The 19129-nt window shown below is 69.1% G+C and carries 16 protein-coding genes; 9 read left to right on the forward strand and 7 right to left on the reverse strand.

Annotated features, from left to right (window positions below; all coding sequences use genetic code 11):
- Nucleotides 1-30 precede the first annotated feature (30 nt).
- Complete coding sequence (locus HAV18_RS00655; RefSeq protein ID WP_166951316.1) at nt 31-474, reverse strand: DUF4902 domain-containing protein; 444 nt, start codon at nt 472-474, stop codon at nt 31-33.
- A gap of 73 nt (nt 475-547) precedes the next feature.
- Between HAV18_RS00655 and HAV18_RS00660 the strand changes: the two genes are divergently transcribed.
- Nucleotides 548-1267, forward strand: coding sequence for an autoinducer binding domain-containing protein (locus tag HAV18_RS00660; protein WP_166951319.1), 720 nt, complete (start codon nt 548-550; stop codon nt 1265-1267).
- 56 nt (nt 1268-1323) lie between these two features.
- On the opposite strand, the gene HAV18_RS00665 is transcribed toward HAV18_RS00660, so the two are convergent.
- From HAV18_RS00665 to HAV18_RS00690, 6 genes are all read right to left on the reverse strand, one after another.
- Nucleotides 1324-2031: an MgtC/SapB family protein gene (locus tag HAV18_RS00665; protein WP_166951322.1), complete on the reverse strand. Its 708-nt coding sequence runs from the start codon at nt 2029-2031 to the stop codon at nt 1324-1326.
- A gap of 305 nt (nt 2032-2336) precedes the next feature.
- Nucleotides 2337-3881: a TolC family protein gene (locus HAV18_RS00670; RefSeq protein ID WP_166951325.1), complete on the reverse strand. Its 1545-nt coding sequence runs from the start codon at nt 3879-3881 to the stop codon at nt 2337-2339.
- A complete protein-coding gene (locus tag HAV18_RS00675; RefSeq protein ID WP_166951328.1) occupies nt 3868-5940 on the reverse strand; it encodes an FUSC family protein in 2073 nt (690 codons plus the stop codon). Before HAV18_RS00675 ends, HAV18_RS00670 begins: the two co-directional genes overlap by 14 nt.
- On the reverse strand, nt 5921-6970 hold the full coding sequence (gene mdtN, locus HAV18_RS00680; protein WP_166951331.1) for a multidrug transporter subunit MdtN: 1050 nt from the start codon (nt 6968-6970) through the stop codon (nt 5921-5923). The genes HAV18_RS00675 and mdtN overlap by 20 nt, the downstream gene beginning before the upstream one ends.
- Complete coding sequence (locus tag HAV18_RS00685) at nt 6967-7260, reverse strand: hypothetical protein (protein ID WP_011547413.1); 294 nt, start codon at nt 7258-7260, stop codon at nt 6967-6969. The genes mdtN and HAV18_RS00685 overlap by 4 nt, the downstream gene beginning before the upstream one ends.
- Nucleotides 7261-7534: 274 nt before the next feature.
- Complete coding sequence (locus tag HAV18_RS00690; RefSeq protein WP_166950848.1) at nt 7535-8116, reverse strand: hypothetical protein; 582 nt, start codon at nt 8114-8116, stop codon at nt 7535-7537.
- A gap of 137 nt (nt 8117-8253) precedes the next feature.
- On the opposite strand from HAV18_RS00690, the gene HAV18_RS00695 reads away from it, so the two are divergent.
- From HAV18_RS00695 to HAV18_RS00730, 8 genes are all read left to right on the forward strand, one after another.
- Complete coding sequence (locus HAV18_RS00695) at nt 8254-9402, forward strand: metallophosphoesterase (protein WP_166951334.1); 1149 nt, start codon at nt 8254-8256, stop codon at nt 9400-9402.
- Between the two features lie 180 nt (nt 9403-9582).
- Nucleotides 9583-10188 (forward strand): alpha-ketoglutarate-dependent dioxygenase AlkB, encoded by a 606-nt coding sequence (locus HAV18_RS00700; RefSeq protein ID WP_166951338.1) that lies wholly within the window; start codon nt 9583-9585, stop codon nt 10186-10188.
- A gap of 340 nt (nt 10189-10528) precedes the next feature.
- Nucleotides 10529-10735, forward strand: a complete 207-nt coding sequence (locus tag HAV18_RS00705) for a hypothetical protein (protein ID WP_034180396.1) — start codon at nt 10529-10531, stop codon at nt 10733-10735.
- 324 nt (nt 10736-11059) lie between these two features.
- Nucleotides 11060-11491, forward strand: a complete 432-nt coding sequence (gene gspI, locus HAV18_RS00710; protein ID WP_208101622.1) for a type II secretion system minor pseudopilin GspI — start codon at nt 11060-11062, stop codon at nt 11489-11491.
- Nucleotides 11475-12137, forward strand: coding sequence for a type II secretion system protein J (locus HAV18_RS00715; protein ID WP_166951346.1), 663 nt, complete (start codon nt 11475-11477; stop codon nt 12135-12137). The genes gspI and HAV18_RS00715 overlap by 17 nt, the downstream gene beginning before the upstream one ends.
- 188 nt (nt 12138-12325) lie before the next feature.
- On the forward strand, nt 12326-14548 hold the full coding sequence (locus HAV18_RS00720; protein ID WP_166951351.1) for a tetratricopeptide repeat protein: 2223 nt from the start codon (nt 12326-12328) through the stop codon (nt 14546-14548).
- Nucleotides 14549-14590: 42 nt separating this feature from the next.
- A complete protein-coding gene (locus HAV18_RS00725) occupies nt 14591-16834 on the forward strand; it encodes a tetratricopeptide repeat protein (RefSeq protein WP_166951354.1) in 2244 nt (747 codons plus the stop codon).
- A complete protein-coding gene (locus HAV18_RS00730) occupies nt 16831-19071 on the forward strand; it encodes a tetratricopeptide repeat protein (RefSeq protein ID WP_166951357.1) in 2241 nt (746 codons plus the stop codon). Before HAV18_RS00725 ends, HAV18_RS00730 begins: the two co-directional genes overlap by 4 nt.
- Nucleotides 19072-19129: the final 58 nt, after the last annotated feature.

Raw genomic sequence — 19129 nt, forward strand, 5'->3', positions numbered from 1 at the left:
GAAATCGTCAGAGGAATGCGCGGCCAGTTGTCACTGGAGCGTCGGACCGGCATGATAGGCGTCGTTGTGCCCGAGCAGGGCCGACGCGACCGCTGCGGGCCAGTCGATGCACGCGAGCCGCGCGGCGAGCGCGGCGGCCGTGCGGAACATGCCGATGTCGGTGCCCGTGGCGTCGACGGCCATCACGTTGCTGCGGACGTCGCCGCCCGCGATCACGAACGTGCCCGTCGCGCGTTCGAGATACCAGTCCCAGCCGATCGTCACGTACGCGACGCCGGCACTGGCCGGGCGATGCCATTCGGTATAGCCGGCGAGGCGTGCGTCGATTGCGCTGTCGCGCAATTCCGCAAGCAGCGATGCGTCGAGGCCGCTTGCGACATGGTCGAGCGCAAGCACGGCCAGTGCGCTTTCTGACAGGCGTACGTAGCCGTCCGGGGACGGGCCGAGGACCGGGTGCAGCAAAGGTGAAGTCATGCGCGGAATGTATCAGCGTCGAACGGGTGCTGGAACCTGACAAGTATGACAGCGTGACGTTGTCGGAGAATGAATGGAACTGCGCTGGCAGGATGCCTATCAACAATTCAGCGCCGCGGAAGACGAGCAGCAGCTCTTCCAGCGGATTGCCGCCTATTCCAAACGGCTGGGATTCGAATATTGCTGTTATGGAATTCGCGTGCCGCTGCCCGTATCGAAGCCATCGGTAGCGATCTTCAATACCTATCCAGACGGATGGATGGCGCATTACCAGGCGCAGAACTACATCGAGATCGACTCGACGGTTCGCGACGGCGCGCTCAGCACCAACATGATCGTCTGGCCGGACGTCGACCGGATCGAACCGTGCCCGCTGTGGCAGGACGCGCGTGAGTTCGGGCTGTCGGTGGGCATCGCGCAGTCGAGCTGGGCGGCTCGCGGTGCGTTCGGCCTGCTGAGCATCGCACGCCATGCCGACCCCCTGACACCGGCGGAAATCAACATGCTGACGCTGCAGACGAACTGGCTCGCGAACCTGTCGCACTCACTGATGAGCCGCTTCATGGTGCCGAAGCTGTCGCCGGCAGCGGGCGTCACGCTGACCGCGCGCGAGCGCGAGGTACTGTGCTGGACGGCCGAGGGCAAGACCGCGTGTGAAATCGGCCAGATCCTCAGCATCTCGGAGCGGACGGTCAACTTCCACGTCAACAACATCCTCGAGAAGCTGGGTGCGACGAACAAGGTCCAGGCGGTCGTCAAGGCAATCTCGGCCGGTCTGATCGAGACGCCCTGACCCGGAATGAGGGCGGGCGCGGGCGGCAGCGCGACACGCGGCTGCCGCCGGGCCGCTCACTCCATCAGCGGCTCCGCTTCCTTCGCGGTCCAGCTCACGCTGGAAATGCTCTTCTCCATGCTCATCCGGCTCGCGATCTGCTCGAGCTTCTGCTGATCCTTCGGATGCAGCTTCAGTGTCGCGGTCACCTTCAGCCGGTCCGGCTGGTCGGGCACATCTTCGCTCGTGAGGCTCTGGAACGACAGCGGCTTGGCATACATCGAGTTCGACAGCAGCGTGCGGATGTGCACTTCGTCGACGGTCAGGCAGATCACGGTGATCTGGTATTCGCGCACGAGATCGGCGTTCGACACGGGTGTGGCGTTGATCGCCTGGCTGACGCCGCGCAGCACCGTATTGGTGAGCAGCACGACGCCCGTGCCGGCAAGCGCAGGTACGAAATGACCGGAGCCGGCCAGCACGCCGACGGCGGCCGAACACCACAGTGTCGCGGCCGTGTTGATGCCCTGGATCGAGCCCTTGTCGCGCATGATCACGCCGCCGCCGAGAAAGCCGACGCCCGACACGACGTAAGCGGCGATCTGCGTGACGCCCGCGACGCCGTTGCCGGTCAGCACGCCGAGCGTGACGAACAGGCATGCGCCGCTCGCGACGAGCGTGATCGTGCGCAGGCCGGCCGTGCGCTGGCGCATCTGGCGCTCGAGGCCGATGGCGACGCCGCAGGCGAATGCGGTGAAAAGACGAAGTGCGAAATCGAAAGTCATGGTTGTCCTGCCGTGCAAGGAGCGCGTGCCGTTTCGCGTCGCTGCGGCGCAATGCCGAAAGCGACGCGAAGATAGCCGTCATCGCGCGGTACTGTACCGCGCGAATGCGTCATTCAGTGTGAAACGGTAGGCGTGCGGCTCGCGGAACGCGAGCCGGGCAGGAGAACTGCGTCGGACAGGCGTTCAGGCGGCAAGCGGCGCACGCAACGGAGTGCTGCAACTGTCCACGATGGTTCCTGAAGGAAGAATGGGCGGCATTCTAGTGGGGGGCGAGCGCATGCGTCAACCGCCTCGCGGTGGTCGGGCTACTGCGCCGAGCCGATTGTCCCCGTCGCAAGCGCGAGCGCGGCAGCGGCCGACAGCGCGCCGGCATAGCTGTCGACCTCCGCGTTGCGGGCGGCGAGCAACTGGCTTTGCGCGATCGTCGCATCGGTGACCGAACCGACGCCGTTCCGGTACGCGGTCAGCGCCGCGTCGTAGCTCGTCTGCGCGGCATCGACGAGCGCCTTCGCGGCGTCGTGCGACGCAAGGCTCGTCTGCACCGCGTTCTGCGCGGCGACGACCTGGCGGACGGCTTCCTCCTTGGTCCGCGTGAGTCGCGCGGAGGCGCTTTCCGCATCGTTGCGCGCCTGCATCAGCACGGCCGAGCGCAGGCCGCCGTCGTACAGCGGAATCGTCACACCGAGGAACACGCCGCCACCGTAGCGGCTGCCGTTCAGGTTGACGGTCGGTGCCTGGTCGCCGATCGCGGGCAGCGCGGAGATGGACGTGCCGCCGCTCGCGTACGACGTCGACGCGGACAGGAAGATCTTCGGCATGAACGCGGCTTCCGCGGCCTTGATCTTCGCGCGATTGGCTTTTTCAAGCGCGAACGCACCCTGCAGGTCGGGGCGGCGCGCGATTGCATCCGACACGATCGCGTCGACCGACGAGCCGAGTGCGGGTGGCAGCGGCCGCTTCGGCAGCGCGGCGATGGTCGGTTTCGACAGCGGCGAGATGCCGAGCGCGGAGACGAGGGCGAGGTAGCTGTCGCTCTCCGTGCCGTTCGCCTGCACGAGCGCAAGGTTTGCCTGCGCGCGGTTCTGTGTCGCCTGCGCGAGCTCGACGACCGTGCCGACGCCGTGCTTGAGCCGCGCGCGGGAGGCCGCGAGGATCGCGTCCGCGTTTGCGAGGCCCTGCCGGGCGCTGAGGGCGCGCGAGCGCGCGGCGTCGTAACGGTAATACGCGACGGTCACGTCGTGGATCACCTGCTGGTGCACGGCCGTGAACGCGACGTTCGACGCGATCGACGCCTGCTCGGCCGCTTCGACGCGCGCCGCGCGGCCGCCGAAGTCGAACAGCAGCCATTGCAGCGACAGCGCCGAGATGGTGCCGTGAGCGGTGGTGTCGCTCGACGAGTCGCCGAGGATCGTCGACGTCGAGCCGTGGTTTGCCTGGTACGCACCCATGGCCGTCGCGGACAGCCTTGGCAGGTAGGCGGACTTGGCCAGGCCGACCGCGAGCGCCGCGTTGCGTGCATCGTTCCAGGCGATGCGGGTCAGCGGATTCGCCGATTCGGCGAGATCGATCAGCTCGGGCAGCGTGTATGCGTGCGCGGTGTCGAGCGCGGCCGGCGGCGAGACTGACGCGAGTGCGGGCGAGGCGGGCAGCGTGTAGTCGTGCGAACCTTGCGCGGACGTGCGCGGCGGGCCCGGCACGATGTCGCCAGCAGTCGACGTTTGCGGCTGCCACGGGCGGTCGGACGCCTCCGGCGCCAGATCGATCGACGACGTCGCGCAGCCCGCCAGCGCGACGGCGGTCGCGAGGGCGGCGGCGGCGATCGAGGCGGCCGGCGGTTCAGGTAGGCGCATGGGGGGCAGGCTCCTTCGGTGTGGCTTGACGGGCGGCGTCGGCGATGTGCGCGAGCCGCGTGTCGATCAGGTTCAGCAGCGCGTCGCGCGCGGAGTCGGCAGTCGCGGCACCCGGCGGAGTGGCTTGCGGCGCGGGCGAATCGGTATGACGCGCGGCTTCGTCGTCGCGCGGTTCGGTCACGCGGGCGAGCTGTGCGGCGATCGCCGCGTCGCCGGGCTTGCGTTCGGCGAGCAGGAACAGCGGGCCCTCGAGCGCGCCGAGTTCCGCGAGCGTGCGCCGCCGCGTGGCGAGCCACGTGGCGGCCGGCCGCACCCACGACGGTTCGTAGTGAACCAGCCCGAGCGCCTGCGCGATCGCGCCGTGGCGGGCGAACGCCTCAGCTGCGAGCGCACGCCGCTCGGCCGGCTGCGCGACCTGCACGAGGCGCCGCCACTGGTCGGTCAGCGCCGCGAGCCCGGCGTCGATCTGCTTGCCGATGCTGACGGGCCAGATGCGCGTGAACACGAGATACACGACGACGTTGCCGAGCAGGATGCCGATCGTGCGGTCGCGCGCGATCGTCAGGTCGAAACCGGGGCCAGCACCCTGGATCACGCACAGGAAAAACGCGAACGCGATCTGGAAGCCGGCATACGCGATGCGCGGCGAGCCGAATGCGACCCACGCGGCGAGCCACCCGCCGGCGAACACCAGCGCCATCAGGTGACCGACCGACGACAACGACGGCACGACGAAGACGAGTGCCGCCGTGCCGAGTAGCGCGCCGACGATGCAGCCGAAGATTCGCAGCGTGAGCTTCTCGACCGTCTCGGCCGTCGAGCCGAGCGACACGATGTAGCAGGTGACGACGCACGTATGGATGCCCGACCAGTCGAGCTGCGAATACAGCAGGTAGCAGAAGATCGCCGCGGCGGTTGTCTTCAGCGCGTAGCGGATGTGGTCGGGATTGGTGCGCGCGTCGGGCAGGAAAAAGCCGCCGCGCGGTGCGGGCGGCGTGGCTGCTTCCGCGGCAGCAGGCGCTTCGGGGGCGGCCGCCGGCGCGTTGGCCGCGGCGGCCGATGCATCCGTCGTGGCTTCAACCGCTGCGGCCGGTTCCGCGAAGCGCGTGATCGCCGCATGGATATCCGTGACAGCGACACGCGCGAGCGGCGGCAGTGAGTCGGCCGGCGGCAGTGCGAGCGTCACGTCGACGGGGTAGCCGCCCTGGTCGAGGATGTCGGCCATCTCGTCGAGCGTCGCGGCAATCGGGGTGGCGTACGTGTCGGGCAGCCGCGCGCCCGGTTCGCGATCGGCCAGCGCGACGCCGACGAGCAGCGCGGTGCTCGATGCCACGGCCTGCCGCAATGCCGCGAAGTCGGCGGCGGACGACGAGCCTTCGAGTGTCGACAGCTTGAGCCACGTGAGCAACTGCTTGTCGCCTTCGTGAAGGCTGGCATCGAATGCGTCGCGTGCCGCATCGTCGCCGCGCAGCCGCTGTGCGGCGAGCCGCAGGCGCTTCGCGAGCTGCGCGTGCGCGAGCTTGCGCGGCGACGGCGCGATCAGCAGGTTGACGACGATCGCGACACCGACCGGGATCGCGATCGTCAGCCAGATGTACAGCAGCGCGCGCGTCGCGGCTTCGCCGAACGGCGCGAGGCCGAGCTGGTCGAGCCCGAAGCCGACGATCATCGCGAGGATCGCGCCGACCGGGCGCAGCTTGCTGGCCGAGGTCAGGTACAGGAGGGCGACCGACAGCACGGCCATGCACGCAACCCGCAGGATCGAATAGTCGATGCTGAAGATCGCGATGCCGAGCACGAGCCCGATCACGATCGTGACGATCAGCAGCAGCGCGGCCGCGAGCACGACGCTCGTCACGCGGTCGGCACGGATCATGAAGAACACGACGTACGCGGACAGCGCGGCTTCGGGCGTGCCGTATGCGGCCGTCACAAACGCGGTCAGTGCGCAGATCAGCGCGACCCGCACGGCAATCGACGCACGCCCCGGAAACGGCGCGAGCAGCCGCAGGACTTCGCGCGGGCCCGGCGAGCGAACCTCAGCGGCAGGCAGTGCCATGCCGGACCTCGACGATCGCGCTGGCGCCGACGCGCACGAGCGTGCCGTCGGGTTCGTCGAGCTTCACGCGCACGGGGAAGCGCTGTGCGACGTGCACCCAGTTCACCGAGTTCTGCACGATCGGCAGCGTGCGCGGCAGGTTGATGCGAGCGCTGTCGGCGACGCCGGCGCCAATGCCGACGACCTTGCCCGTCAGCGGGCGGCTGCGGTCGATCATCGAATAGACGGTCGCGCAGTCGCCGACCGCGATGCGGCTCAGCGACGTCTCGCGGAAGTTGCCGACGGCGAACCATTCGCTCGCGTCGATCAGCGTGAAGATCGACTGGTTCGGCGCCAGGGTTTCACCGGTCAGTACCGTCAGGCCCGTGACGAGGCCGTCGTGCGGCGCACGCACGACGGTGTCGTCGAGGGCATGCTGCGCGCGCGCCAGCGCGGCCTCGCGCGCATGCAGCGTCGCGATCGCATCGGCTTCGTCGCCGATCGTCTGCGCGGACGCGCGCTGCTGTTCCTGTGCCTGCGTGAGCGACACGGCTGCGTCGCGCTGGCGGACCTTCGCCTGGTCGAACTGCTGCGCGCTGACGTAACCCTGCGCGGCGAGCGGTGCGAGCCGGTTCACGTCGCGCGTCGCAAGGTCGTGGTTCTGCGTCGCGCGCTTGACCTGCTCGGCGGCCACGGCCGCGTTCGAGCGCTCGCCGATCAGCGAACGGCGGCGCGTGTCGAGCGAGGCGCGCGCGAGCTCGAGGTCGGCCTGCGCCTGCGCAACCGTCAGACGGTACGGCACGGGATCGATGACGTACAGCAGGTCGCCCTTCGCGACACGCTGGTTTTCATGCACCGCGAGCTGCACGATGCGGCCGCCGACCGGTGACGCGACATGCACGACGTCTGCGTCGATCGACGCGTCGTCGGTGGACGGGTAGGCCGTCGTGCGGTAGTACGCGTACACGAGCGCAGCGATGCCGAGCGCGACGATCGCCAGTGCGATCACGCGGCCTTTGATCGAGGGGCGGGCGATGCCGGCGGCCTTCATGCGAACGGCCCCGTGCCGGTGAGCCACACGATTACGGCGACCACGAGCCCGATCGCCGTGCAGACGGCAAGCTGGTAGGGCACCGTGGCGGCCCAGCCGGTCGCGACGAATACGCGGTGCGCGACGATCGCGCCGACGACGCCGACGATCGCACTGACGAGCCAAAGCGGGAAATACGCGCCGAACAGGACGTACGACGGTGCGCCGCGCGATGCGCAGCCCGCGAGCGGCAGGGCGGGCGCCAGGACGGCGGCGACGCGCAACGGCGCGCGCGGCGTTGTTTTTCTCATGGTGTGACGAGCTCGACGTTGGGGGTGGATGCCGGGCGCGGCGCAATGCGGATCGTCGCCGCGACGACGATTCCAGGATACGGAGCCGATAATAAATCAGCGTGATGCGGACCGCCAGCGATCCGCCTTGCGCACCGTGGGGGGCGTTGCCGGTCGGGGAGCGCATCCACTCGTCCGGCATCGCGTTTCGGCAACCGAGGGCAACCGGGACCGGACCGTCGCGATTCTGCCAGTGCAAGCTCGCGTAGGGTTGCTAACGGACTGTAAAGGATCGTCAGACGAACGAAGGGTGGCTGAATTTGCCTTGGCGACAGGGCGGAATCGGCGTGGAAATGGTCGATTGCCACTCGAGCGCATGGGAATCCGGTGGGCCCGGCAGGCCGGGGGGCGATGTTGACGAGTCGGTCGACGGGATGTCGTGCGAAGCGCGCAGTGCGTCGAGATCGGCCACGCAGATCTGCAGCGGGCGTTCGGCGAGAGTCGTCTGCTCGTCTGCGATGGCGATGGCGATGGCGATGGCGATGGCGATGGCGATGGCGATGGCAACGGCAACCGCAACGGCAACCGCAACCGCAACCGCAACCGCAACCGCAACCGCAACCGCAACCGCAACCGCAACCGCAACGACGCGCAGCGCCATCGGCTTCGCATGCCGACGCGCAGCGCCTTCGGGCAAGCCGCGGATGCTCCCATCGATCATCCGGCAGACTGATCGAAGTAGCTGACCTGGATGTGCAGGCGCAGCGTGCGTTTCATGCCGGTAGCGGGGGCGCTTCAAGAAGTCGTCGATCGCGTTCACTTCGGGCAGGCCGATGAGGGCGCGGCCTCGCGCTGTGTCGAGCGGCAGCGACGCCATGCCGGCGACCGGTCGTCGCCGCCGCGATCTGTGTACCATCGTACGTCTGGTGCGACGCGCGGAACGGAGCCTCACGGCCCCGTGCGACGCGCGACGCGGAAGCGGTAAAGCAGCATCGCAACGAAGGTGAGCGTTCCATGCGAAGTTTTTTTGTCCGGTTCATTGCAATCGGCGTGCTGTTCCATCTGTACGTCGGGATGCGGATCATTCCCGATGCGTTCGGGTCGCCGGTCGCGCGCACGATCGCGGCGCTCGTGCTGGCGAGCTTCGTCGTGCTGATCCCGGTCGGCATGTTCTCGCGCCGCTTCGACGAAGGCTGGGCCGCGACGCTGGCCGGCTGGGCCGGCTCGCTCGTAATGGGATTCTTCTCGTCGCTGCTCCTGCTGACGTTCCTCCGCGAATTCGTGCTGCTCGGCGTGTTTGCATGGCGGCATCTCGGGCACGACGGCGCATGGCCCGGCGCGGCGACCGACACGGCGCTCGGCGTGCTGGCCGGTGCGGTGCTTGTCACCGTGATCGGGTTCGTCGGTGCGCGCCGCACGGCCGCGGTCAAGCGCGTGTCGATCCCGGTCGCGGGGCTGCCGGCCGGGCTCGACGGGCTGACGATCGTGCAACTGTCCGACATTCACGTCGGGCCGACGATCAAGCGGCCTTATGTCGAACGGATCGTGCGCGCGGTCAATGCGCTCGATGCCGACCTCGTCGTCGTGACCGGCGACGTGGTCGACGGCTCGGTCAAGCGCCTGCGCGAGCACACGGCGCCGCTCGGCCGCATGCAGTCGCGGCACGGCAGCTTCCTGGTGACGGGCAACCACGAGTATTACGCGGGCGCGCATGCGTGGATCGACGAATTCCGGCGCATCGGGCTGACGGTGCTGCTCAACGAGCACGTGCTGATCGAGCATGACGGCGCGCACGCGGTGCTCGCGGGCGTCACCGATTTCACGGCGGGCGGGTTCGATCCCGCCCATCGCAGCGACCCGGAGCAGGCGCTGGCGGGGGCGCCGCACGAGGTGGCAACGAAGATCCTGCTCGCGCACCAGCCGCGCAGCGCGGAAGCGGCGAACCGCGCGGGGTTTACCGTGCAGTTGTCGGGGCACACGCACGGCGGCCAGTTCCTGCCGTGGCCGCCGTTCGTGCGGTTGCAGCAGCCGGTGATCGGCGGGCTGAGCCGCTTCGGCGATCTGTGGCTCTATACGAGCCGCGGCACCGGGTACTGGGGGCCGCCGAACCGCTTCGGTGTGCCGTCCGAGATCACGCTGATCCGGCTGACGCGCGGCGGGTAGCGCACGTTCCCCCGTCTGGGAAAAATCATTCGCGGGACCGGGGCAAGCCCGCCATCGGCGGGGGAAGGGAGGGCGGCAGCTTTCTTCATCTGCGAATGACAGCGCATGGCGGCGTGCGACGCCGTTGGCTAGTATGCAGGCATGCACTATTCGCTTTGCCCATCGCCCGTTCCTCTCGACATGTCGACACCCGATCTCTTCGCTGACACGCCCGCCCCCGACGTGGACTGGTACCCGGACTGGCTGGCGCCGCCCGATGCCGATCGCGCGCTGGCCGCGCTGATCGACGAGGTCGCGTGGCGCCAGGACACGATCCGCACGCCGCGCGGACGCATTCCGCTGCCGCGGCTCACCGCATGGCAGGGCGAGCCGGATGCCGTCTACGTGTATTCGGGGATCCGCAACGAGCCGGCGCCGTGGACGCCGGCCGTGTTCGACCTGAAGTGCGCGGTCGAGGCGACGTGCGGCGCGCGTTTCAACAGTGTGCTGCTCAATCGCTACCGCAACGGGCAGGACAGCCTCGGCTGGCACGCGGACAACGAGCCCGAGCTTGGCGATGCGCCGGTGATCGCGTCGGTGAGCCTCGGTGCGATGCGCGTATTCGATCTTCGCCATCGCGCGACCGGTGTCACGCATGCGTACCGGCTCGCGCATGGCAGCCTGCTCGTGATGCGCGGGCGCACGCAGGCCGAATGGCAGCATCGCGTGCCGAAGGCGCCGAGCGTGCAGGGCGAGCGGGTGAACCTGACGTTCCGGCGTGTGATGTCGGCTGGAACGGGCCGGTAACGACCCTCGCCACCGCGGTGCCCGGAGCGCCGGGCGATTCGCGCCCCGTTTTTGCAACTCACGCGCGACCGACGCAGGCAAGCAGTCGCGTATGCGGCACGTTGCCGCATGAGCACGGAACCGCGCGCTATAAAACGGCGCTGAGGCCCGTCCCATATGGATTTCAGGAAAATTCGATCGACCGATCGGTTCCGATAGATGAGTGAAACCTCTGATGGTGCGTCGCAACAATCCTTGACTAGACTGTCGAATGGCAGAAGCGCGTCGTATCCCGGCGCGACCCTTTCGACATGCCCCAAGCGTCGCCGATGCGGCGCGCAAGGGGGCAGGAGCAAAACGCGTGACCGTACTCGACCCTTCCTTCGAACCCTCGCTGCACGTCTTTGAACAAGACGGCGGATGGCAATGGGCGCTGACGGTGAAGCGGGCGACCGGCGTTGGCGTGAAAGTCGTTGCGTTCAGCCGGGAAGGCTTTCGCGGCGAGGCCGAGGCTTATGCCGCCGGCCAGCTTGCCCGCGCCGAGTATGACGCCGCCGTGACGGCCTGACGCCGTCGCGTCGATCCCGCTCGAGGATCACCTTCACCGCCCGCCGTTCACCGCCCGCCGCCGGGTGGTTTTTCCCGATCGTTTTCCGTCTGCCTGTCCGCCGCGCCGAGCTGCGCTGCGTCCATCGCGCGATAGCGCATGCGGCGCGCGTGGGCGCATGTCCGTCCGGGCCCCCGCGCCAAATGGTCCGTACCATTCGACACGTGTGTGCCATACGCCGCGCTTAACGTCCCTGCACGGCGTCCGTCGCGCCGGCGATGCGGCTTCGCGCCGCGCTTTGAACGCCGGATGCCGGACGCCGACCCATCGACAAGAATGCAGGTCATGTGCGACGACAGAACCGACTACAACCGCCATGCGCGCGGCGGATCGCGCACGGCGCGGGAGCCGCAACGGGGATTCACGCTGATCGAGGTGCTGATCGCGCTGGCGATCGTCGCGGTGGCGCTGGGTGCCGTGATGCGCGCGATCGGCGCGCTCGCGTCGGATACCGACATGGCGCGCATGCGCCTGCTCGCGTTGTGGAGCGCCGACAACGCGCTTGGCGAGATCCGCATCGCTTCGACCTGGCCGTCCGTCGGCACGAACACGTTTGCATGCCCGCAGGGCCGCTACCGGTTCGTGTGCCGCCAGTCGGTGGCCGCGTTGCCGAGCCCGCTCGTGCGTCGCGTGACGGTGAGCGTGTATCCGTCCGCGTCGAGCCGCAACGTGCTCGCCGAAGTCGTCACGGTGATCCAGAATGAAGCGCGCCGCTGAACCGCGCGCGGCGGCGCGCGCCCGCGGCTTCACGCTGATCGAGATGCTGGTCGCGATCGCGCTGCTCGCCGTGATCGCGCTGCTGTCGTGGCGCGGCCTCGACGCGACGATCCGCGGCCGCGACGATATCGCGTCGAATCTGGCGCAAACGCGTCTGCTCGGCCGCTACTTCTCCCAGTTGCAGTTCGACCTGACGAACCTCGTCACGCCCGACGAAGTGTTCGGGCCACCGCTGCGCATTCGTCCGGGCGAGCTCGTGATGGTGCGCCATCTCGGCGTCGGCGGCGGACCGACGCAGATGCAGGTCGTGCGCTACCAGCTCAAGGGGCGCGAACTCGTGCGCAGCGCGTCGCAGCCGCTCGCGTCGCTCGCCGACGTGGAGGACGCGCTGCAACACATGGACGCGTTCGCGCGCGTGGTGGTCAGCAATGATGCGCGCTCGATGCAGCTTTCCGTATGGATCCCGCCCGATGGATGGACGACGAGCCAGGCCGCCATCGAACAGTCCTATGCGCAATTTCTCGCGCAGCACGGCATCAGCAACTCGACGTCGATCGGCGTACCGGTGCCGCGGGGGATCCGCTTCACGGTCACGATGGGCGCGCCGGCGGTCGAATACGTGCGGACGATCCCGATCGGCCAGTGAGCGCGCAAGGTCGTCCGGCGTGCGCATCCACGCGCGGAAAGGCGTTCCGTCCCCCGGGCAAAATGGTCCGTAACTTTCGTCATACGTCTGTTATTGGCCGTCCGTTAGTCTCGTGCCGAGCATGACCGCCGCGACCGGTTCCATCGACCGGTTCAGCGGCGGCATCGGCAAACGGGAAGGGGGCGAACGTGACGGTCGAGCACCGGCATGATGCACACGCGGGCGCGTCGGGACACGACGCGCGCGGGCAATGGCAATCGGCGGCGATGCTGGGCCGCGCACAGCAGTGGCACGGCGCGGGTCGCTTCGACGACGCGGCACGGGAATACCTCGCGGTGCTCGCGAAGGAGCCCGACCATCCGCAGGCGCTGCATCTGTACGGCGTGCTGCAATTCCAGCGCGGTGCGGCCGAACAGGCCGAAGCGCTGCTGCGCCAGTCGATCGCGATCGCGCCGGACGTGCGCGCGCTGTCGGATCTCGGCGCGATCGTCGGCGAGGGCGGCCGCATTGACGAAGCCCTCGGCCATTTCGAGAACGCGCTGCGCGCGGCGCCCGACGACGTGCAGACGCTCGTGCGCCACGGCAACACGTTGATCAGCCTGCGCCGCTACGACGACGCGCTTGCGTCGTTCGACCGTGCGCTCGCGGTGTCGCCGCTCGTGCTCGACGCGCTCTGCAATCGCGGCGGCGCGCTGCGTGCGCTTGGCCGTCTCGACGACGCGCTCGACACCTACGACCGTGCATTGATGGTCGATCCGCATTCGTTCGAATCGTGGTTCAACCGCGGGCTCGTGCTGCGTGAGTTGCAGCGCGCGGCCGATGCGCTGCATTGCTTCGATCGCGCGAACGCGATCCGGCCGGGCATCGCCGCGATCATGGCCGAGCGTGGCCGAACGCTTGCCGGGCTCGACCGTCTCAACGAAGCCCTTGCCGCCTTTAACGACGCACTCGCGGCCGATCCCGCGCGGCTCGACACGCTCTGCGACAGCGCAGCCGTGCTCGAACGGCTCGGCCGTGCGGACGAGGCGCTCGCGCGGTGCGAACGTGTGCTGGCGCTCGATCCGGATCACGCCCGCGCCCTCGCGGGCCGTGGCAATGCACTGCTGCAACTCGAGCGCCACGACGACGCACTCGACAGCCATGACCGTGCGCTCGCCATCGATCCGCGCGCGGCCGACACACTGTGCAATCGCGGCACCGTGCTGCGTGACCTGCAGCGCTTCGATGCGGCGCTCGCCAGCTACGACGCCGCGCTGGCACTCGACGCGCGTTTTGCCGAAGCGTGGACGAACCGCGGCAACGTGCTGCGGGACCTGTATCGCTACGAAGAAGCGATTGCGTCGCTCGATCATGCGCTCGAGCTGCGCCCCGATCTGGCGACGAACTGGCTGGCCCACGGCAACCTGCTTGCCGAAATGGGGAAGGCGGAGGACGCCTTCACCGCCTACGATCGCGCGCTCGCGCTGCAACCCGACTTCGCCGCCGCACACTGCGCGCGTGCAGCGCTGCACCTGATGGAAGGCGATTTCGCGCGCGGCTGGCGCGGGTATGAATGGCGGTTGCGCGATCCGCAACTCGCGCGCGATGCACGGTCGTTCACGCAGCCGGTGTGGCGCGGCGACGAACCGCTCGAAGGCAAGACGATCCTGATCCATACGGAACCGGGCGTCGACGACACGCTGCAGTTCTGCCGTTATGTCCCGCTTGTCGCGGAGCGCGGCGCGCGCGTGGTGCTCGAGGTGCAGCCGTCGTTGCGCATGCTGATGGCGTCGCTCACCGGTGCGGCCCGCGTGATCGCACGGGGCGAGCCGCTGCCGGCCTTCGACTGCCATGTGCCGCTGTCGAGCCTGCCGCATGCGTTCGGCACGGAAGCGCACACGATTCCGCACACGGCCGCGTACCTGCATGCGGACCCGCAGCGCACGCGCCAGTGGGACGCGCTGCTGGGCGAACGGCGCAGGCTGCGCGTCGGATTCGCGTGGGCGAGCGATTCGGCACGACGAAACGACGCCGGCCGGTCGATCGATTTCGCGCGGCTCGCGCCGCTGTTCGATCTCGACGTCGACTGGATCAGCCTGCAGAAACCGGTGCATGAGCGCGACGCCGCGTGGCTGGCCGATGCGCCGGTACGTCGTGTCGACGACGAGCTAGGCGATTTCGCGGACAGGGCCGCATTGATCGGCGCGCTGGATCTCGTGATCGCGGCCGATTCCGCGGTCGCGCATCTGGCGGGTGCGCTGGGCAAGCGCGTGTGGGTGCTGCTGCCCAACTCGCCGGCATGGCGCTGGATGCGTACGCGTGACGACAGCCCGTGGTATCCGTCCGCGCGGCTGTTTCGCCAGCCGGCACCCGGCAACTGGGCCGATGCGATCGACGCGGTGCGTGCTGCGCTCGAACCGATGACACGTTAGACACGACACGCGATACGAACAGCGATAAGTGAGGGCCACACGATGACACCGAACGGGGAAGGGACGACACTTGTGAGCGCGCCGGTCGCGCCGGATCGCCGCCCGCCCGACACCATGCAGCTCGAACGGCTGCTCGTGCGTGCGCGCAAGGCGCATCATGAGGGCGCGCTGCAGCACGCGGAGCATGCCTATGCCGAGCTGCTGGCGCTCGATCCCGAGCATCCGGAGGCGCTGCATCTGCTCGGCGCGGTACGTTTCCAGCAGGGGCGCCTCGACGATGCCGAGCCGCTGATGCGGCGCTCGGTCGAGCGCCAGCCGGTGCCGCTCGCGCTCGCGAACTACTCGGCGGTGCTGGCCGGGCTCGGTCGCGAGCACGATGCGCTCGCGCGGCTCGACGAGGCGCTCGCGATCAATCCCGTGCATCAGCGCGTGCTGTTTCAGCGGGCCGGGCTGCTCGCGCAACTCGCGCGGTACGACGAAGCCTGCGCGGTCTACGATCGCCTTCTCGAACTGACGCCCGGGTTCGCCGACGGTTACGTGAAGCGCAGCGACATGCTGCGCGCGCTCGGCCGCTGCGACGACGCGCTCGCCGATTGCGATCGCGCGATCGCACTCGCGGGCCGCACGTTCGACGCGATGCGCGCGCGCGGGCTCGCGCTGCGTGAGCTCGGCCGCTACCGCGAGGCGGCGGACAGCTATGGTCATGCGCTCGCGTTGCGGCCGGGTAGCGCCGACGCGCTGTTTCTGCGTGGCGTCGCGTATCTCGACCTGCACGATCCCGAATACGCGCTGGCGGATTTCAACGCGGCGATCGCGGCGAGCCCCACGTTCGTCGATGCGATCTTCAACAGCTCGATCGCACTCGAACAGCTCGGCCGGCACGACGAAGCGCTGGTGCGCTGCGACCGCGCGCTCGCGATCGACCCGCGCCATGCACGCTCGCACGCGAATCGCGGCAATGCGGCGAGCCACCTGGGCCGCTTTGCGGATGCGGTCGACAGCTATGCGCGCGCGCTCGACGCCGAGCCGGGCAGCACGGGCGTGCTGTGCAACTACGCGAGCGCGCTGATGCAGGTGGCTCGTCACGACGATGCGCACGACATGTGTGACCGCGCGCTGGCGATCGATCCACACTATGCGCCCGCGTCGTTCACGCGTGCGCGGGTTCGACTCGAAACGCATCGCTACGACGACGCGCTCGACGATCTCGCCAACGTGATCGCCGCGACGCCACGCGACAAGCTCGCGCACTTCCATCGCGGCAGCGCGTTGCGCGCGCTTCGGCGGCACGAGGATGCGTTGCGCGCATATGCGGAAGCGATCGACATCGACCCGGACTATGCGCACGCGCACTGCATGCGTTCGTTCCTGTGCCTGTCGATCGGCGACTTCGAGGCTGGCTGGGCCGAATACGAATGGCGCTGGCGCGACAGCCAGCTCGACGGCAGCCGGCGCGATTTTGCGCAGCCGCGCTGGACGCACGGCATGCCGCTCGACGGGCAGACGATCCTGCTGTATCCGGAGCAGGGGCTCGGCGACACGTTGCAGTTCTGCCGCTACGTGCCGCTCGTGAAGGCGCTCGGCGCGCGCGTCGTGGTCGAGGCGCCGGTCGAGCTGAAGGCGCTGTTCGCGACGCTCGACGGCGTCGACGTGCTCGTCGCGCGCGGCGACCCGCTGCCGCCGTTCGACCTGCATTGCCCGCTGTTGAGCCTGCCGCTCGAATTCCGCACCGATCTCGCGTCGATTCCGGCGAGTGTGCCGTACCTGCGCGCCGATCCTGCGCGGGTCGGGCACTGGCGCGCGCGGCTGGGCGCAGCCGACCGGCCGCGCGTCGGCCTCGTGTGGTCCGGCAACCCGCTGCACCTGAACGACCGCAACCGCTCGATCACGCTCGCCGACCTGACGCCGCTGCTCGACGACCGTTACGAATGGATCAGCCTGCAGAAGGTGATCCGCGACGAGGATCGTCCTGCGCTCGATGCGAGCCCGATCCGCTTCGTCGGCGACGAACTGACGGATTTCGCGGAAACGGCCGCGCTGACGGAGGCAATGGACGCGGTGATCAGCGTCGATACGTCGGTCGCGCACCTGGCCGGCGCGCTCGGCCGGCCGCTCGCGGTGATGCTGCCGCACACGCCCGACTTCCGCTGGCTGCTCGATCGCGACGACAGCCCGTGGTATCCGGGCGCGCGTTTGTTTCGCCAGCCGGACGGTGGACAGTGGGCACCGGTCGTCGAGCGGCTCCGCGACGCGTTGCCGGCGCTGGTGGCGGGAGCGTCGCGATGAGCACGGCGCAGGCACCGGCGTTCGGCGCGGGTGCCGCGCCGCTGCGGGCCGCCGTCGACGATGCGCTGCGCAACGCTCGCGTGAAACTCGAGCAACGCGACTTCGCGGGGGCGGGGCGGCTTTACGACGGGGTGCTGGCGATGCTGCCCGACCACGTCGAGGCGCTGCATCTGCTCGGGTTCGTGCATCTCCAGCTGGGCGATCCCGTGCGCGCGGAGCCGCTGATTGCGCGATCGATGCGCTCCGGGCTGAATCAACCGTGGAATTTCGTGAATCATGCGCAGGCACTGACACGCACCGGCCGTCCTCGTGAAGCGCTTGACGCGGCCGCGCAGGCGCTCGCGCGCGATCCCGGCCATGCGCCGGCGTACGCGGCGCGCGGCGACGCGCTGCATGCGCTCGGCCGGCATGGCGAAGCGGTCGGCGCGTACGATCTTGCGCTGACGCGTGAGCCGGGCCGCACGGAGTCGTGGGTCCGGCGCGGGGAGGCATTGCGCGCGCTCGACCGGCCTGCCGACGCACTGATCAGCATCGAGCGTGCGCTGCGGATCGATCCCGACGACCCGGCTGCGCTCGCCGAACGCGGCCATGCGTTGCGCGCGCTCGGCCGCGGCGACGAAGCGCTGCATTGCTTTCAGCTCGCGATGGTGGTGCGCGGCAAGACGCCCGATCTCGTCTACGCGTGCGGCTATACGCTGATCGAACTGGGGCGTCCGGCCGAAGCGCTGGCGTGTCTCGACGAAGCGCTGGCGCGGACGCCGGACGACATGCAGCTGCTGTTCGTGAGTTGTGTCGCGCTCGATCTGCTGCATTTGCGCGACGAACTGCTCAAGCGTAGCGACCGGCTGCTGGCGCGCGACCGCGACAACGTCGGCGCGTGGGTCGGCCGTGGCAACGCGCTGCTCGGGCTGAGGCGGCACGAGGAAGCCGCGCATGCGTACGGCGAGGCCCTCGCGCGCGCGCCGACGGATTTCGACGCGCTGCGCAACCGGGCCGGTGCGCTGCGGGCATTCGGTGCCTGCGACGAAGCGCTCGCGCATTACGACCGTGCGCTCGACGCGCGCGGCCCGCACGCGGAAGTGCTGTGCAATCGCGCGATCGCGCTGCAACTGCTCGGCCGCTACGACGATGCGCTCGCGAGCTATGCCGCGGCGGCTGGCGCGCCGGGACGGACCGCGCAGGAGATCTACACGCGCGCAGTCGCACGCCAGCAACTCGGCGACTACGACGCCGCGCTTGCCGATTTCGCGCTGGCCACCGTGCGCGATCCGAATCACGGCATCGCACGCCGGTCCGAGGCGTTCTGCCGCCTGGTGATGGGCGACTTCGATGCAGGCTGGCGGCAGCATGAAGCGCGCTGGGATGCCGCTGACGTAATGCTGCACCGGCGCCATGCCGGCCGCCCGCAATGGACGGGCGACGAACCGCTCGCCGGCCGCACACTGCTGCTGCACGCTGAACAGGGCTTCGGCGACACGCTGCAGTTCTGCCGCTATGCGAGCCTTGCGCACGATCGCGGCGCGACCGTGCTGATCGACGCACCGGCCGCGCTAGCTGGCCTGCTCGGCACTTTGAGCGGCGTGAGCCGCGTCGTCGCCGACGGCCAGCCCGCGCCGGCGTTCGATCTTCATTGCCCGATGATGAGCCTGCCTTTCGCGTTTCGGACGACGCTCGATACGGTGCCGGCCGACGTGCCGTACCTGCATGCCGACCCGCAGCGGCGCGCCGCGTGGATCGACCGGCTCGATGCGGCCGCACCGGCGCGGCGGTTGCGAGTGGGGCTCGCATGGTCGGGCAATCCGGATCACGCGAACGATGAAAACCGGTCGATGACGTTCACCGCGCTCGCGCCGCTGGTCGCGCTCGACGCGACGTTCGTCAGCCTGCAGGTGGGCGTGCGCTCGCGCGATGCCGACGCATTCGCGGCAAGCGGCGTGCTGTCGTTCGAGGCGGAGCTGAGGGATTTCGCGGAAACGGCGGCGCTCGTCGATGCGCTGGACCTCGTGATCGCCGTCGATACCTCGGTTGTGCATTTGGCCGGCGCGCTCGGGCGTCCCGTGTGGGTGCTGTTGCCGCGCGTGCCGGACTGGCGCTGGCTGCTCGAACGTGACGACAGTCCGTGGTACCCGAGCGCGATGCTGTTCCGGCAGGGGCTGCCCGGCGACTGGCCGGCGCTGATCGAGCGTGTGGCGCAGGCGCTCGCGGACCGCATCCGCACGCACCGCGAAACCGCGTGACCGGCCGACTGTGACAAAAGCTACGGACCTTTCGCGTGCGGCCCGAATGGTCCGTAAC

Origin of the sequence: Burkholderia sp. D-99 (assembly GCF_011605345.1) — a bacterium.
Taxonomy (GTDB): domain Bacteria; phylum Pseudomonadota; class Gammaproteobacteria; order Burkholderiales; family Burkholderiaceae; genus Burkholderia.